Consider the following 16,683-nt stretch of genomic DNA (forward strand, 5'->3'; position numbering starts at 1 on the left):
ATACAAAAAAACAAGGCGTTCGTTTTAAGGATCACCCAATTCCTTTTAACTGAACGCCTGTTTTGTCTTTTTCCCCTTTACCTTTTTAGCCACTTTATCCGGATAATCCGTTATCCATCCTACAACAGATTCATCAGGGGCTGCGAGGTAAGGTTCGGTTCCATTGACGGCATAAAACCTGATTCCTTTTCCAGCTTGTTGCGCGGCTTCTAAATAACGCTGTTTATAATATTTTTTATGGGCATGAACTGCATCGATATGGGAAAGGTTAACCAGCTCCTGCCAATCAAACTTTTTTGTAACAATGAAAGCTGTTTCATAATCAGGCCTCTGCATTTTCACTAGTCGAAGCAATTCATCATGAAAAGAAGAAAAATGGCTTCCAGCTGGTAACTTCAATTTTTTTAAGCCCTCTATCATTGCTTCCCGATTGTTCAGCAGCGTTTCTTTCAACTCGACATTTAACGGCATATTATGAAAATTCGCCCATTCAACCACCTGTTGAAATGAAGGGATTCGTTCTTTTGAAAACTTTCTAAAGAAGTGTTTTCCAAGAGGAAAGTTCATTAGTTCTTCATAAGTACATTCGCTAATTTTTTTATTGATTCCGGTAAGCCGAAATAATTCAAAGTCATGAAAAACAATCAATACACCGTCTTTTGTACATTGAATATCCAGTTCGATGCCATCCGCTTTCAGTATTCTGGCTTTTTCAAAGGATTTAAAAGTATTTTCCAGCGCATGGCCAGAAGCACCACGGTGTGCAAAAATAGAGATCGATTTAGACATTATACATTCAACTCCCCAAACTCCAATAAAAATCTCCCTTGCGTTCGTTTGTTTAAAACAGAGGATTTTGTTCCAATTTTAATACAAGTTCCCGGAAACGCCTCTTTCGTAACGACAATTTCCTCTTTTCCTGCATTTTTCAGGTTTTCCATCAATTCTTTGATTTCTTGATCGAGTTCGCTTAGGATCTTATTCTTTTTTTTCAATTCAGCTTCCAAAATCGTTAAACTTTTAAGCTGCTGGTTGTTTAAGCTGTTTTTTAATGGATAAATATCGTTTAATCTTGAAGTCAGATTAACAACATTTTCTCTCTCGCTTTTAAGCATGGCAGCTTTTTCTTGGATACTTTTATTTGCTTCCTGTTTGCTTAAACAGTCTATGACCAATTCCGTTTGCCTTTCTAGGCGGTTTCCTGAAATGCCGGTTACAATGCGGCTTTTCGCAATTGCTTTCCCTCCAATAATTTTTCCTTTTCGTTCATCAAGCAATATGGAGTTTGCTATTAAATAAGACCCCATTGAATATAGCCCAATCACGATTTCATTTTTGGCAAGCAATTTAGCGTCATTTACGTGTTTTACAAAAATACTGCCGCCAGCTTCAATTTCAGTTTCGCCAAGACCGAAAACGCCGCCTTTTATGTAAATATCCCCGTTTTCAGATTTGATGCTTGCTGCGCCTGTAATTCCCTCGGCACTTTCAATCGAAATATCCCCCGTTGCCATGATGGAAAAGCCACTGGATACCGTCCCGCGAACAGTCACTGATCCATCGAACGTAATATTTCCGGTAGCATAGCCAACGTCCCCCTCAATCGGCAAGTGATGGCTCACGGATAAAAGCCCTTGCTGCTTTTGCACGATTCCTGTTTTCGCAGCATATAGAACAATCTTTCCATTTTCAACTTTTTCATAAGCGGCTTTTGGGTCATATCGAAGTGATTGGTCATCTCCAGGAGGTGCAGATATAGATTCGCCCAAAATATTCTTGCCATCTATACCGGGCTGTGGAGGTATTTTTTCACCCAACCAGTCCCCTTCTTTAATTTCAAAGATGAAATTCATTTCAAAGTAGTCAGCTTTTCCATCTTCACGTATTACTGGTTTTCTCTCGGGAATTTCCAAATACGTTATTTTGGCATCTTCGCCTTTTTTGGGCAGCATCCCCTCTGCAACTTTATAGGACTTGCCGGGAATCATCTTTTTAAAATCAATCTTTTTAATTCCATATACTATTCTATTATGTTGCAATAATTCATCCAGAGTTACCAAGAGTTTTTCTTCTTTGCTTTTTAGCTGGTCGGTTGATGCATTCAAGGAGACAGAAGCCGACATTTTATCTTTTGAAATTTCCAGTTCGATGATTGGCAGCCACTGGCCAATCTCCACTCGATCTGAAACTTTACCCAATGCTTGTTTTAATGCACTAAAATTGGTGAGTCGGATGCGTGGAAATTGACGCAGAAGCTGATCAAATTCTTTCAGTGGAAAATTTGGCCGAATCGTTTTGAGATAGACTTTATCTTTTTCTTCTATTGTTTCTAAATAATCATTTGAAAAAATTAACAATGGACCACCCCTTTTGCTCTAGTATAGACGATGGCTTCTCTTTTGTTTAGCCTTTTACCGGAAAACATGGCATTGTGGTCCAAACTTGATTATTCCTATTAAATTGTCTATCTACTTTTCTTTTTGCTCTTCCTTCCGTTGTTCACACGTTTGTTTTGGTTCTGAATAATTCATCGCCTGGGCACTATCTTTGAACCCTTCCGTTGTCGGATCGATGATAATTCCAAACAAGGCCAAAATCAATAATATCGATTCTAATGTTTGCTGGATTTTTGCACTGATGACAGTTATATCAATGTTGAAAAGAGCGGCAACGTGATTGGATAACAACATTAATGCAGAAATTAATGCAATCCAAAATTGTCTATGTTTCAAGCGGACTTTCCAGTTTATATGCATCATCTTCACCCCCAAACTTAATATAATTCGTTCTATCTATAGTATTTTCGCAATGTTTTTTAAGTTTATATCATTGCCTACCTGACTATAATTTCTAGCGTAGATTTATGTAGTTCTTCAGAAAGATTGCGGGCGTAGTTTTTTTATATTCGTCATATAAAAGCGTCGGATAATATGTTCGCTTTACAAAGAAACTGGACTGCTATTAAGCAGTCCAGCTCTTCGAATTTTTAAACTTCTACTACCTTCTTTGTATCTTGTGCTTCGGGAACTTCCAGCGAAACAACAGGTGCGTTTGAGATTCTGCTTTTTAATGTAAATAACAGGATAATTGCTGCAATTTCAATTCCCGTTAAGAAGTACATACCGTTTTTCAGGGTGAAAACGCCCAGAAGATAAGGTCCAATAAAACCGCCAAGTGCCGCAAAAGAATTTACTAATGCAATCCCTACTGGTGCTGTTGCTTCCGTGAAAAAATGCGTTTTGTAAGCAAAGAAACATCCTGCAAACAAATATAAACCGATTGAAGCGAAAGCCAGGCACGCAACCATCCAGCCTGGTGTTGTTATAAAGCTTGCGGCTGCAAAACTAACCAAAGAAATTGCAAAAGAAGCAATAATATGCTCTTTATATTTCCCTGTACGATCGGCATTCCACCCTGCAAATAGAATAGAAGGAATCCCGACCAAAGCAGGAATCATGGCCAGCAAACCAATGGACGTGTTTGTTGTTCCAACGGCAGATAAATTCTTTAGAATCGTCGGCAACCAAAATGCCAAACCAAACATACAGGTATAGTTCGCAAAGTAGATTAATGCCAATTTCCAAACGTTCAAGTCTTTGATCATTTCTCTTTTTGACACTTTATTCACTGCGTTACTTTGTAGGCGTTCTTTTTGCAGTTCGCCTTCGAGCCAATTTTTTTCTTCGGTTGTTAGCCATTTTGCTTGGCTAGGTTTATTTACTAAGTAAAAAATAACGACGATTCCCAGCACAACCGCAGGAATCCCTTCCAAGATAAACATCCAGCGCCATCCAGCCATGTTTGCCCAAAACACGTTGTCGATAATCCAGGCCGATGCCGGAGCACCGATTAAACTCCCGATAGGCAATGCCAATAATAGTACCGCCGTAGCCTTGCCGCGTTCTTTCTTGCGGAACCAATAGGTTAAATAAAGGATGATTCCCGGGAAAAAACCTGCTTCTGCAACACCCAATAAAAAGCGCAAAATATAGAGGTGGCCGGCATTTTGGGCAAATCCTGTTAAAATCACGATGATTCCCCAACTGATCATTATGCGGGCAATCCATACTCTTGCCCCAACTTTATGCATAACCATGTTGCTCGGAATTTCAAAAAAGAAATAGCCAATAAAAAAGATTCCCGATAACAATCCAAAAACCTCTGCAGTCAAGGCCAAATCCGCATTCATTTCAAGTGCTGCATAGCCCAGATTGACGCGATCCAGATATGCAATCACATATAATAGCAAAACGAAAGGCAAAATTCTGCCCATCGTCTTTTTGATCGTTGACTTTTCAATCGCATGCATATTGTCCATTTTATCTCCCCTTTAAACGATCTTGTTTATACCAGGAATCGATCAAGCAAGCTTCTCAACATCGGTAGATTGAACTAAGCGCTATGAATTGATAACGAGCTCCGCAATCTGGCGCTTTAAATCTACTACATTATTTGAATGATCCAAGATTAATTGATTTGCCAATTTTGCGAGTTGCTCTTGGTTTTTTAAATACACCCCGTAATTCAAAGCATTCAATCCCAGTCGCTGCGCGGTTTCTTGGATATAAATTTTCGCGGCAATCTGGGCTGTTTTATTTTTGTTCTTGCCTTCCAGCTTTTGTGCCCTTGCCAAAATGCTGTCCATGGCATAAACGGCAATCACCGTATCCGCAATCACGGCAGCCAGCTCCTGTTCTTTATTCATATCACTTAATCCCATGCTGCGTGCTGTTTCGATATATTCTCTTAATACTTTTCTTGAGAGAGTAAGTTTTTGAACTTCTTCTTCAAACGGACCACTCGGAAGATTTTCTTCGGTCTCCGCTTCAAATTCTTTCATTACCGTACCGGCAATTAAAATCCGATTAATTTCGTTCGTTCCTTCAAAGATGCGATTGATTCTGATATCGCGATAAATGGTTTCAATTTCATACTCACGCATGTAGCCATAACCGCCGTGAATTTGAAGAGCTTCATCCACAATATGGCCGACTGCTTCTGTTGCCATCACTTTATTGATGGAACAATGCAAGGCAAATTTCGCAATCGATTTTGCCAGATTTTCTTTCGATTCTTGGAAGCTTTCCTCAAGCTCCCCGGCCGTTCGGTATAACACGCTTTCAACCGCTGCCGCTTGGACGGCCATATCAGCGATTTTTTCACGGATCAAATTAAATTGGGTTAATGGCTTGTTGAACTGTTGGCGTGTATTGCCATATTCAATCGCTAATTGCATTGCCCGCTTGGCGCTTCCCAAAGAACTTAACGCGATTTTGTGCCTTCCAAAATTCAATACATTAAATGCAATAATATGGCCGCGTCCAATTTCGCCGATTAGGTTATCCACCGGTACAAGGACATTTTCCAAAATGACCGAGCGGGTGGAGGAACCATCGAGTCCCATCTTTTTCTCTTCCGGACCGGTAGACAATCCTTTACTATCTGCATCGACAATGAATGCAGTAAAATGCCGGGAATCTACTTTCGCATAGACAATAAACACATCTGCGAAAGCAGAGTTGGTTATCCACTGCTTTTCCCCGTTCAAAATATAAAATTGTCCGCAAGCGGAAAGAGTGGCCGTTGTTTTAATCCCCAAGGCATCGGTGCCGGCTGATGGTTCCGTTAAGGCATACGCAGCAATATTTTCGCCAGATAAAAGTTTAGGCAAGTATCGTTCTTTTTGGTCCTTGCTTCCGAAATAGGCAATCGGCAGTGCCCCGATACCGGTCTGTCCCCCAAACGTAATACTGAAGGACCGGGCTCTTGCCATTTCTTCTGCAATAATGGCGGCGCTCACCTTTCCCAGTTCCAGGCCACCATCTTCTTCTGCGATGTCCGCACCGATTAATCCAATACCTCCGGCTTTCGCCATTATTTTTTTTGTATGATCGAATTCCTTTTCTTCAATGTTTTTAAGAACCGGGATGATTTCCCCTTCGACAAATTTCTGCGTCGTTTTTTGAAGCATGATGTGTTCATCGGAAAACTCTTCAACAGTAAAAACATCTGCTGGATTACTATTTTTATATAAGAATGAAGTATAGCTTTTTTTAGTGCTGCTATTCATAAAATCCCTCCTCGCCTTGTCTTCTGATGCAAGCCCTTTCAAAAACCCCCACAATTGCAAGATTGCTATCGCAATTAACGAAGTGTTGCTTTCAATTGATGGCTGATTAAATTCTTCAGCTCTATTTTCATGATTTTCCCGCTGGCAGTCATCGGCAGTTCCTCAACAAAAACGTAGCGATCCGGGACTTTAAAATCAGCCACTCTCTCTGCAATATAAGCTTTCATGGACGCCTCATCTTCTGAATAGCCGGGTTTTAATTTAATAACGGCGCAGCTGATTTCACCTAGGACGGTATCAGGCAAGCCGACAACCGCCACTTCCAAGACACTCTGATGTTTATAAAAAACTTCTTCAACCTCGCGAGGATAAATATTATATCCCCCACGGATAATCATGTCTTTGCTGCGGCCAATGACTCGTATGTAACCCTTTTCGTCTATGGTTACGGAATCACCTGTATAAAACCAGCCTTCCTCGTCGAATGCGGCTTTAGTATTTTCAGGCATTTTATAGTAACCTTTCATAACGCCTTTTCCCTTTACGGCTATTTCTCCGACTTCTCCAATTGAAACCGGTTGTCTATTTGCATCGACAATTTTCGCTTCAAAATCAGGCACAACTTTTCCCACTGTTACGGATTTCAAGTAATCATCATCATCAAAACTTGTGAATGTCACTGTTGACGAAGTTTCCGTCAGACCATAAGAAACCTGGATGTCGCATCCCATTTCCATACGTATCTTCCTTACGATTTCCTCCGGGCAAGGGGCTGCGGCAATGATTCCGGTTCTTAAAGTGGAGAGGTCATATTTCTTAATTTCCGGATGATTCAATTCCAAAATAAACATCGTTGGGACCCCATGATGAACCGTCACTTTTTCGCTTTCTATTAATTTTAATACTTCTATTGCTTTATAGATTTCTATGAAAACCATTTTGGCTCCTGTGCTCACAGTAGAAAGAATCCCCGGCACCATTCCAAACACATGGAAAGCCGGAACCGGAATCAGGAATACATCCTGGTCATTACAGTGCAAAAGATCCGCAGACAGTGCTGCTGAAAAGACTACGTTTTCATGTGTAAGCATCGCCCCTTTTGGTTTGCCCGTAGTGCCGGATGTATATAGAATCGCAAAAATATCTTCAGCAGGTTGAATGACGGGTTTTGGAGCAGCATGACTTTCACCTAGTTTCAATAAGTCGGTATAAGAAAAATATCCTGGATGATTAAAGCGGACTGTATAAATTTCTTCCAGACTGCTGTTTTGATCATTGGCTTTTAAATAATTGGCGAAAGATTCCAAGTAGCGGAATTCTTTCCCTACAAACATGGCTTTTGCACCGGAGTTTTCAAGAATATACAATAATTCATCGTGATGGTACCTTGTGTTGCATGGAACAACAATAATGCCCAATTGACCAAGTGCAAAATAGATCGAGACAAATTCATACCAGTTGGGAATGGATACGATTACTCTGTCGCCTTTTTCCAGCCCTTTTTGGTATAATGCCGATGCAATTAATTGGGACTCTTCCGCCAATTGCTTATAAGTAATCCGATTGATTCCGTCAAAAATCGCTTCTTTCTCCGGATACAGTTGAGACGCTCTCTCCAATAACATAGGCACCGATGTATGTTCAGCCATTTCGTTCCCCTCCTTTTAAGACGCTCTCATTTTGCGGCAACCCTGATTCTGTTAAAATTGATCCGAGGATCACCTTTTTATCAGTCAAGATTTAATTAGATTTACATTTTGGAAATAGCTTTTTCAATCTAGCATTATCTGCCAATAAAAGTCGGTTTTCTCTTTTCGATAAATGCCTGCAATCCTTCTTTGCGGTCCTCTGTTGCAAAGGCATTGCCGAAGCAGGAAGTTTCGATCGTAAGCCCTGATTCAAGGTCAACATTGGAGCCGGAATTCACTGCCAACTTTACCATCCGCAACGCAACAGGGGGTTTTTGCGCCAACTTTTCGGCCCATTCCTTTGCAGCAGGCAATAGTTCTTCTAAAGCGACCACTTTGTTTACGATCTGCAATTGCAGGGCACGTTCTGCAGTAAACATTTCACCAAAGTACAATAACTCTTTTGCAATACCCTGGCCCACGATTTTTTGTAATCGCTGTGTTCCTCCGCCACCCGGTATAATGCCTAGACCAACCTCCGGAAAGGCAAATTTCGCTTTTTCCGACGCAATTCTGAGATCACACGCTAAAGCAAGTTCCAGTCCGCCTCCAAGTGCCAACCCATTTATTGCCGCAATGACGGGTTTTGTAAGATTTTCAATTTTGGAAAATGCTTTTCGCGATGTCAGATTCATATCCATAATGCCGACCGTATCCAAGTTCACCATCTCATTTATATCCGCACCTGCAACAAATGCTTTTTCACCATTGCCTGTCAGGATGATTGCGTGTACTTCATCCGATTGTTCAAGCTCGGACATAATTTGCGAAAGCTCCTGGAATACAGCTGTATTAAGCGGGTTTACAGGTGGTCGGTTAATCATGACTGTAGCTATTTTATTCTCTATTTCACAAAGCAAAAATTCATAATTCATCGTGAATCCCTCCACACTCTTATTTGTTGTAGTCATAAAAACCAGCTCCTGTCTTTTTGCCTAATCTTCCTGCTCTCACTAATTGTTTCAGCAATAATGGAGGGGCGAATCGATCATCAGCGAACTCATTTTTGAAATATTCCATCACATGATAGCCAATATCTACACCAGCGTAATCTTGTAAAGTAAAAGGTCCCATTGGATAATTCAATCCCAACGTAACGGCTTTATCAATATCTTCCGCTGAAGCTACCCCTTCTTCCAGCAGTTTAATCGCTTCGATAAATTGCGGAATCATGATGCGGTTAACGATAAATCCTGGAACATCCTTATTGACCACAACTGCTTCCTTGTTCAATTGTTGGGAAAATGCTTTTAGATCATTTACCGTCTCGTCACTCGTTTTAAAGCCTCGAACAATCTCGACCAATTTCATGATTTGCGCAGGATTGAAAAAGTGCAGTCCTGCAACCCGCTCTGGACGATTTGTTGCTTCCCCAAGTACGGTGATGGACATGGACGAAGTATTCGTTGCAATAATGACATCAGCCGGCAAAATCGCATCTAGTTTAGCGAATACATCTTTTTTCACTTCAAGATTTTCGATGACAGCTTCTACAACCACATCTACTTCTTTTAAATCTTCCAAATTCGTTGTAACTTTGATTCTTTCCAATACTTCCGCTTTCTGTCTTTCATCTATTTTTCCTTTTTCCACACTTTTCTGCATGAACTTCTCGATTCTAGCCATCCCTTGATCCAAATACTTGTTTTCAATATCGTGGATAATCACTTGAAAGCCTGAACTTGCCGCTAAATTGGCAATGCCGCTTCCCATTGCGCCTGCCCCTACTACCCCTACCGTTTTAATAGTCATACCGTTTCCTCCTCGATCTATATTTTAAATATTCTGTAATTTAAATATAGAGGATTGGAATGTCTTTTTTGTACCTACACCATGCAGGAAACTGTTGAAGCTTTTTCATCATATTTGCGGAAAGCAGAATTGGAGACACTCTTTTCAAACAATCAAAAAAAGCACGACCTTGTCATGCTTCTTTCGTCTGTTTGATTTTTAATCTAGCTGATCATAAAATAAATCTATTAATTTAATGGCCATCATTAAGTTAAAACGGTGCTCCGAAAATTTCAAATCAACCTTTAGCAAGTTTTCAATTTTCTCCAGACGGTACAGCAATGTGCTGCGATGGATAAATAATTCTTCCGATGCTTCTTTAATATTTCCATTTTGTTCAAGGTAGACTTGCAGAGTATGAAACAAATCCATATTTTTCCCTTCATACTGAAGCAAAGGTTCAAGTTGTTGATTGATAAACAGCTTGACCATTTGCCCATCCTGAATATGCTGGAGCAATGTATAGGCGCCCAGTTCATCAAATAGGGCAAAGCCAATCCTTTTGTAGCGGCCTTTCACAACATTCAACGTTTTAATTGCCTGCATATAAGAAGTATAATAATCCGAAATCGATGAAGTGTGACCCCCGATTGCCAAAAACGCTTCGCAGCCATTCTTCTTAATCGCAACCCATTTTTTTAGTTGATCATAAAACTTGGACCAATAAACTTTCTGATTTTCTTCTACTGTAGGAGAAATAAGCACCATATCACCTTCTTTATTGGCCACTAAAACATCCGGAAAATGAGTGACAATGTTTGTCTTTAAATGATCCCACAACAGCGATTTGTTTGCTTCTTGTTCCACCAGATTGAGCGTTGAATCTTCGGGAAATTGCAAAGATATGATGGCCACAGCATGTGAACGTTCAATATCCCAATTAAATAAATTCGCATATTGAAAAATATCCTCGTTGTCACTTATTTTCTCCACTAACAGTTTATGAATGAAACTATCCTTGACTTGTTCTTTTGTGTCCAGGACAAGTTTTTGTTTCATAAATTGAATGGAATAAATATTTCTTGCAACATCAATGCTTAAGCGATAATAATCGTCCACTTTCACATCGGTGCGATCAATGACCAAATATCCCAGCAAATCGCCTCCGCCATTTATCGGAAAGACAGCTAATTTTATTTCATTGGCATGGTACTGTTCACTCCATAAACGGCCATAGTTTTTATGCAATATTTTATACGTTGCCAGTTCTACCAGCGTATCCAAAAGAGCGGGTTCCTCAGCAGTAAGCTTAGAGGAAATGGGTCTCATGAAGCGATCCAGCAGAATAACGGATTTTGATAATAATGTACTCAGTGTTTCCGTAATGCCTTCAATTGAATTTCCTTCAACTGTTTCCTTGACCAAGGCTTGTTGATAATTTAACAATAAATGAAGCCTGTCTTTATGCTGTTTTTCTTTTTGATATAACATGGCAATCGCAACATCTTTTCCAAATTCATCAAAAATCAATTCCATTTCTGAATATAGCTTTACTTTTTGAAAATATCCGATTATACAAAAACCGAAGAGATTGATTTCGTTCTTAAGAGGAAAGGTAAACCATGTTGGCACTTCCAGCTCTAAGAGCATCTTTGTAAAGTGGCAATCAAAATGTTGGTCGACCTGTTCATAGGTCTTGCTGTTTAGCAAAAAGCCCGGCTCACAACATTCTATCGGCAAAGGAAAAGAATCTTCTGGCAGAATGGAAATTCCGCTCCAAGATTTTAAAATCAACTGTTCTTCCGATTTCATGATGATTCCGACAAAATCAGCCGAAAGCTTTTCCCTAAACGAATCGGATAAATATTGCAATGTTTCTTCTTCGGAATGAAAATTCACTAACTGACGGGAAGTATTGCGAAGTTGCATTTCCAGTGTTTTTACTATTTTTTCGGATTTTTGCGTTTCCATAGCCTACACCCCTTTTGGAGTCTAATTTACATAATATTTTTATTAGAAATATTTCCCTCATATACATATTTTTCCCCTCACTTATACTTTCTTTTACTTTATGGAATAAATCAATATTTTCTAAACTAATTTACGAAGAAACCTATTTGTAAAATAAAAAAATGCAATTTCTTAATAAACCGGAAATTGCATTTTTTACCTTTATTAATCTAGTTAGACTTCTGGATTCATATCTACACCTACAGATGCTGGATTTTGTTTACGTCTTGCAAGTATCATGGGCGCCGTTTCCTTGATGCCAAAGGATAATAAAAAAGCTAACGTACACGCTGCCGCTACTACCCATAATGGCGCATAAAAGCTATACAAATCAGCTAGAATTCCAGCGCTTAACGGACCAAGCGTACCACCGATCAGCTCTCCCAAAAAGATTGTGACGCCAATAGCTGTTGTCACCAATCCCTTGGGAACCGATTCTGCCGGAATGACTGCCACCGACAATGTTTGATAACCCATTCCAGCTGAAAAGATAAAGGTAGCAATAAGCAATAAAATAAAATGCTCATGTAGATACATTAAGGAAACCGGAATCAAAATACTGATAAAGGTAAAGATCGTTAAGCTAGGTTTCCTGCCAATTTTATCAGATATCAATGGCGCCACTAAGTTCCATATAAACATTCCCAGCCCCAGAACCAATAAATACATCGACGCTTGTGATTCTGTATAACTACCAACGTTGATTAAAAATAATGCAGAGAAAGCGGTCATTGTCGTATAGAAGATCATAAAAAACAGCGAAATCCCTATATTAATTCGGATGTTACGCACTGTCAGTACACTTAAATAATCTTTTTTCGAAGGACGAGCGGCAATTTGTTCTGTCAAGACGCCATCTACTTCTTCCCTCATCACAGGTTCGCGCATATAGCGCATTAATACTAAACCAATTAAAACGCCTGGTATAGCCAATATAAAGAATGCATAACGCCAATCCAGACTATTTGCAATCGCTACTACGGCAACTGGAACAAGGGCACCGCCAAATAATGGGGCTGCACTTTGTACAATTCCCATATTGAAACCCCTCCTCTTTGGCTGGGATTCCGCCATCACGGCAGCATTCACAAGCGGCACTACCGGTCCTTCTGTAATTCCCATAATAATTCGAATTACCAATAGTGATATAAATCCGCCGATTAAACCCGATAACAAAGTTGCGACCGAGAAAGCGAAAATGAATATGATCAGCATATGTTTCTTACGGCCGATAAAGTCTGCGATTGAAGCAAAGACGATATTCGATATTGCAAAGGCCACGGCCAATACAGCTGCAATTAGCCCTAATTGCGTATTGTTCAATCCTAGTTCAGGTGCAATAAAGGGAAATAAATAGACGACGGCAAGACGGTCCATAAACAAAACACCAAACAGCAGGAACATAACAGTGACAATAAACTTTTCATATTTTGCATTGTCCATATGAACATCTCTCCTCAATTGATATTAAGCGCTTACATTTTTATAGAAAAAAACGTTTCCATTAATTCAAGCTGATTCATTAAGTCTATAAGAGATTGTTCCAATTGATTGCTATCGGCTGCTGTATCGAAAATAAAATGATCCGGACGTACAATTACGATAGCCGCGTTATGAACCGACATAAAATCAGCATACTTCCCATGAATGTCCCATTCTTTTGAAACCGTCATCATTTTAATGTTTAATAGATTGACAACTTTTTGAGTCACAGGTGTCAGTGATATTGGTTCAGCACTGTAGATGAACCATCCCCGGCCATACGCTTCGTCAAACAACTTTTCTTTACCCTTTACTGATACGATCGATTGAATCATTCGTTTCCCGTTCAACACATTTTCCGGCAACTTTCTCAAGATTCCGTTAGTTAAAATTGGGAATTTAGGCATTGGGGGAACATTTCCGCTTTTAAAATTGGCATCCCTGACTTTGGCCTTTTGTCTATCTGTAATACAAATCATTTCGCCTAAAATAATGGCAATTCTAATATAGGTGGATACATGTTCTTTTCTTTCTTCCGTATAAGTTTGCAAAAGATTCAATGTTGATTGGCCTTTTAAAACATAATCCAGCTTCCAAGCCAAATTATCGGCATCCCGTATGCCTGCGCACATCCCCTGACCCAAAAATGGCGGCATTAAATGCGCTGCGTCTCCTGCAATCATAAAGCGGCCATCAACCCATTCATCCGCCCATAGCGCGCGGAAGGAGTACACGGCATAACGCTCCAAAATAGCTGTTTCTTTCGTCATATTCCATTCCTCAAGAAGTTTCCATACAAAGCTCTCATTATTGACCTCTTCTTTCGACTCTTGAGGCAGGATCATGAATTCCCAACGGCGTCGATTAGGTCCTCCCGAGACAACCGTCGTTGGACGATTCGGATCGCATAGCTGCATATTCATTGGATGCCAAATTTTCTTCTCGTTAGGAATAATATCCACGACCAGCCAATCAAATGTAAATCCCATACTTGTTTGCGTTACATTCATCTGACTCCGGATAAAACTATTTGCGCCATCCGCCCCGACAACAAATTGCGCAAATGCTTCATGCTCTCCATCATCCGAACGAACAACTAATCTCGTTCCATCCTCAAACTGTTCGGCCTTTATTACTTCATGCCCCATATATACTTCAATATTGGCATGAGCTAAACAATGATCTTGTAATAGCTTTTCCAGACTCGGTTGATTAAAGAAGTTACTGCTGGGCCAGCCGTAAATTAATTCTTCGGGGAAAGCAATTTCAAATAATTTTTCTTTATCAGCATTTAAAAATTGATAGTGATAATCTGTTAAGGGTTCAATAATTGATTGCAGTTCTTCGATAGATAAAACCGATTGTAAAATCCGTGCAACTTCATCATCAAAAACGACCGCTCTTGGTAAAGAATATACGTCCGGATATTTTTCAAAAAGTTGTACCTTCCAGCCCTTTTTTGCTAGTTTAAGAGCCAAGACTTTTCCTACCGGCCCTCCACCCACTATTGAAACATCCGCTTTATAGCTCATATTATGCCTCCTATCATATCAAGTTTGCTATTGGCCGATCTTCTTTCCATTCTTCAATCGAAGGTAACGCGAAAGCATATTCCGTTCCCCAATAATCCAATGAATCCCATTTTTTCGGCCGTTGAGGCAAGTCTTTATGCCAAGGTTTCGGTTCCATGATATTAAGCTCAGGGATATACTTATCCATATCTGTATAAAATTCAATGACATGTTGATCGGGGTCAAAATGATAGGAGGCAATATTGTGACCGGCTGTATGACGCTGCGGACCCCATAATGTTGGAATTTCATGCATGGCTAAAATATCCGAACTCTTAAACTGATGTGCAGCACTTCTCAGCTCGAATGCAATATGATGCATATACGACTTTTTCCCCTGTACGATATTCAGAGTATGATGATCTTCATTGCAGGTTAAGAAGTTCGCTACATCCCAAATCCAATCCGTTTCCTTGAATCCCAAAATTTCACGATAAAAGTCCACAGTTGTTTTGGCATTTTTTGCACTTAAAGCGATGTGGCCAAGTTTATTTGGAACGATACCATGATTTCCAAAACCAGGTGCACTATAATTAATTTCATGGTAGAGTTGCACTAGATTTCCATCCGGATCTGTAAATTGTATTTGTTCGGCAATACCCGGCTGCGCATCATGTAAAATCTCGCTGGCAATGCCTTTTTCTTTTAAGAAGGACCGGATTTGTTGCAATGAATTCAATCTATTTACCTGCCAGCCTATTGCATCAAGATAACTGTGATTACTAGCCTTAAGGATTATATTATGGTGCTCCAGCCCATTGCTTATATAGGCTGTTCCATCATCCGCCCGGTCAACTAACACACACCCCAGAACATTCGTATAATATTCAATCATTGCTTCAACATCTTTCGTTTGAAACGAGGCATATCCTAAACGATAAACAGGAATCATCCTAACTTCCTCCTTTAATAAGCCACTTTTGCCGAGTGAACAATTTTATTTTCCTGCACGCCCAAGTCAATTGCTCCATCGATGCTCTTAATCGTCAATCGAACATGATCGCCATCTTGCAAGTAACCTCTTTCTTGCTGAGATTGTACAAAATACTTCACTTTTTCATCATGAGACATCGAAGGATTATTCAACCCTTTAAAAATTTCGGCATTCAAATGTAATCCCACCCCACCTGTTGTACCTGTCAAGATTAAATCACCGGTACGCAAGTTGAAAATTTCCGACATTTCTTCTAACGTTTCTGCTGGCTTATAGAGCAATTGATCGGAGGTTGCTAACTGTCTGCACTCGCCGTTCACATCTAATTGAAGTTCTAACTGATGAATATAGCAGATTTCATCTGGTTCAATTAAATAGATAAATGGCCCGACTGGACAGAATGTGCGATAGCTTTTACCTTTAAACCATTGCATCTCAAGAATTTGGACGTCTCTTGCAGAGATGTCATTTGTTATAACAAACCCAGCAACATAATCTGCTAGATTGTCATCCGTAATACTTTGTGGTTCGTAAATGTCGCGTTTCATAATCAATCCGAGTTCGATTTCATAGTCCAATAACTGAACATTGGCTGGACATATAATCTCTGCATCTGACGAAGTTAGAGAACTGCTTGCCTTTGTGAACAATAAATTATAAGGAGGTTTTACCGCCTCCAATCCGCTTTCCTCACGATGCGTACTATAATTTGCCCCTTGGCAGATAATTTGTGCATCCTCCGTTACGGGGGAAAGAAGCTTTACCTCTTCAATTTTAATCGTTGCCATTTCTTCTTTCGCTTGTTTGATTGCTTCGTGACCTTTCTCCAATAACGCTCGTAATGTAGGGAAATTGCCACCAATCAAGGATATTCCATCGTTGTATACCCCCCATTTTGCAAGGCCTTCATGTTCAAATCGTATAATCTTTGTACCCATATATAATTCCTCCTCTTCGGTATTCGTCTTAAGTCTTTTTGTTTTTCTCAGGGTTCCCACCTATTTTAAAACCTGCCTCCTCTTCCGGTAATGTGACTTGCTTATAAATAGTTTAATTTTCTGAATATTAGAAATAAAGTGATGCAAGAAACAAAAATAATTTCATATTATAAGAAAAATTGTGTATTATTAACAAAAAACATATGATTATAGAGAAAGAGTCAAAGTCAAAGTTAATTTTTAAACAACCAAGGATCAA

General features: G+C 39.7%; 13 protein-coding genes. All 13 read right to left on the reverse strand.

Annotated elements, in window-relative coordinates; translation table 11 throughout:
• Positions 1-45: 45 nt before the first annotated feature.
• The 13 genes from D1B33_RS06030 to D1B33_RS06090 all read right to left on the reverse strand — a co-directional run bounded on the left by D1B33_RS06030 (position 46) and on the right by D1B33_RS06090 (position 16,424).
• Positions 46-789 (reverse strand): glycerophosphodiester phosphodiesterase, encoded by a 744-nt coding sequence (locus tag D1B33_RS06030; RefSeq protein WP_118875472.1) that lies wholly within the window; start codon positions 787-789, stop codon positions 46-48.
• Positions 789-2,357, reverse strand: a complete 1,569-nt coding sequence (locus D1B33_RS06035; protein ID WP_118875473.1) for a DUF342 domain-containing protein — start codon at positions 2,355-2,357, stop codon at positions 789-791. The genes D1B33_RS06030 and D1B33_RS06035 overlap by 1 nt, the downstream gene beginning before the upstream one ends.
• A 111-nt stretch (positions 2,358-2,468) precedes the next feature.
• Positions 2,469-2,759, reverse strand: coding sequence for a phage holin (locus tag D1B33_RS06040; protein WP_233549401.1), 291 nt, complete (start codon positions 2,757-2,759; stop codon positions 2,469-2,471).
• 227 nt (positions 2,760-2,986) lie between these two features.
• Positions 2,987-4,318 carry an MFS transporter gene (locus D1B33_RS06045; protein WP_118875475.1) on the reverse strand — a complete coding sequence of 444 codons (1,332 nt, stop codon included), beginning with the start codon at positions 4,316-4,318 and terminating at the stop codon, positions 2,987-2,989.
• 81 nt (positions 4,319-4,399) lie between these two features.
• Positions 4,400-6,070 carry an acyl-CoA dehydrogenase family protein gene (locus D1B33_RS06050; protein WP_118875476.1) on the reverse strand — a complete coding sequence of 557 codons (1,671 nt, stop codon included), beginning with the start codon at positions 6,068-6,070 and terminating at the stop codon, positions 4,400-4,402.
• 74 nt (positions 6,071-6,144) lie between these two features.
• Positions 6,145-7,719: a class I adenylate-forming enzyme family protein gene (locus D1B33_RS06055; protein WP_118875477.1), complete on the reverse strand. Its 1,575-nt coding sequence runs from the start codon at positions 7,717-7,719 to the stop codon at positions 6,145-6,147.
• A 134-nt stretch (positions 7,720-7,853) separates the two neighbouring features.
• Positions 7,854-8,633, reverse strand: a complete 780-nt coding sequence (locus D1B33_RS06060) for an enoyl-CoA hydratase-related protein (RefSeq protein WP_118875774.1) — start codon at positions 8,631-8,633, stop codon at positions 7,854-7,856.
• A gap of 19 nt (positions 8,634-8,652) precedes the next feature.
• Positions 8,653-9,510 carry a 3-hydroxyacyl-CoA dehydrogenase family protein gene (locus D1B33_RS06065; RefSeq protein ID WP_118875478.1) on the reverse strand — a complete coding sequence of 286 codons (858 nt, stop codon included), beginning with the start codon at positions 9,508-9,510 and terminating at the stop codon, positions 8,653-8,655.
• 198 nt (positions 9,511-9,708) lie between these two features.
• Positions 9,709-11,460, reverse strand: a complete 1,752-nt coding sequence (locus D1B33_RS06070) for a PucR family transcriptional regulator (protein WP_118875479.1) — start codon at positions 11,458-11,460, stop codon at positions 9,709-9,711.
• Positions 11,461-11,673: 213 nt separating this feature from the next.
• On the reverse strand, positions 11,674-12,942 hold the full coding sequence (locus D1B33_RS06075) for an MFS transporter (RefSeq protein WP_118875480.1): 1,269 nt from the start codon (positions 12,940-12,942) through the stop codon (positions 11,674-11,676).
• Between the two features lie 32 nt (positions 12,943-12,974).
• On the reverse strand, positions 12,975-14,513 hold the full coding sequence (gene mhpA, locus D1B33_RS06080) for a bifunctional 3-(3-hydroxy-phenyl)propionate/3-hydroxycinnamic acid hydroxylase MhpA (RefSeq protein ID WP_118875481.1): 1,539 nt from the start codon (positions 14,511-14,513) through the stop codon (positions 12,975-12,977).
• Between the two features lie 13 nt (positions 14,514-14,526).
• Positions 14,527-15,444 (reverse strand): VOC family protein, encoded by a 918-nt coding sequence (locus D1B33_RS06085; RefSeq protein WP_118875482.1) that lies wholly within the window; start codon positions 15,442-15,444, stop codon positions 14,527-14,529.
• A 14-nt stretch (positions 15,445-15,458) separates the two neighbouring features.
• Positions 15,459-16,424, reverse strand: a complete 966-nt coding sequence (locus tag D1B33_RS06090; RefSeq protein ID WP_118875483.1) for a fumarylacetoacetate hydrolase family protein — start codon at positions 16,422-16,424, stop codon at positions 15,459-15,461.
• Positions 16,425-16,683 lie beyond the last annotated feature (259 nt).

The organism is Ureibacillus yapensis (genome assembly GCF_003515775.1).
Taxonomy (GTDB): domain Bacteria; phylum Bacillota; class Bacilli; order Bacillales_A; family Planococcaceae; genus Ureibacillus; species Ureibacillus yapensis.

Excerpts from the sequence above, each read along its gene's own strand:
- D1B33_RS06030 (WP_118875472.1), bottom strand. The coding sequence starts at position 789 with ATGTCTAAATCGATCTCTATTTTTGCACACCGTGGTGCTTCTGGCCAT.
- D1B33_RS06040 (WP_233549401.1), bottom strand. The coding sequence starts at position 2,759 with ATGATGCATATAAACTGGAAAGTCCGCTTGAAACATAGACAATTTTGG.
- D1B33_RS06045 (WP_118875475.1), bottom strand. The coding sequence starts at position 4,318 with ATGGACAATATGCATGCGATTGAAAAGTCAACGATCAAAAAGACGATG.
- D1B33_RS06050 (WP_118875476.1), bottom strand. The coding sequence starts at position 6,070 with ATGAATAGCAGCACTAAAAAAAGCTATACTTCATTCTTATATAAAAAT.
- D1B33_RS06055 (WP_118875477.1), bottom strand. The coding sequence starts at position 7,719 with ATGGCTGAACATACATCGGTGCCTATGTTATTGGAGAGAGCGTCTCAA.
- D1B33_RS06060 (WP_118875774.1), bottom strand. The coding sequence starts at position 8,633 with ATGAATTATGAATTTTTGCTTTGTGAAATAGAGAATAAAATAGCTACA.
- D1B33_RS06065 (WP_118875478.1), bottom strand. The coding sequence starts at position 9,510 with ATGACTATTAAAACGGTAGGGGTAGTAGGGGCAGGCGCAATGGGAAGC.
- D1B33_RS06070 (WP_118875479.1), bottom strand. The coding sequence starts at position 11,460 with ATGGAAACGCAAAAATCCGAAAAAATAGTAAAAACACTGGAAATGCAA.
- D1B33_RS06075 (WP_118875480.1), bottom strand. The coding sequence starts at position 12,942 with ATGGACAATGCAAAATATGAAAAGTTTATTGTCACTGTTATGTTCCTG.
- mhpA (WP_118875481.1), bottom strand. The coding sequence starts at position 14,513 with ATGAGCTATAAAGCGGATGTTTCAATAGTGGGTGGAGGGCCGGTAGGA.
- D1B33_RS06085 (WP_118875482.1), bottom strand. The coding sequence starts at position 15,444 with ATGATTCCTGTTTATCGTTTAGGATATGCCTCGTTTCAAACGAAAGAT.
- D1B33_RS06090 (WP_118875483.1), bottom strand. The coding sequence starts at position 16,424 with ATGGGTACAAAGATTATACGATTTGAACATGAAGGCCTTGCAAAATGG.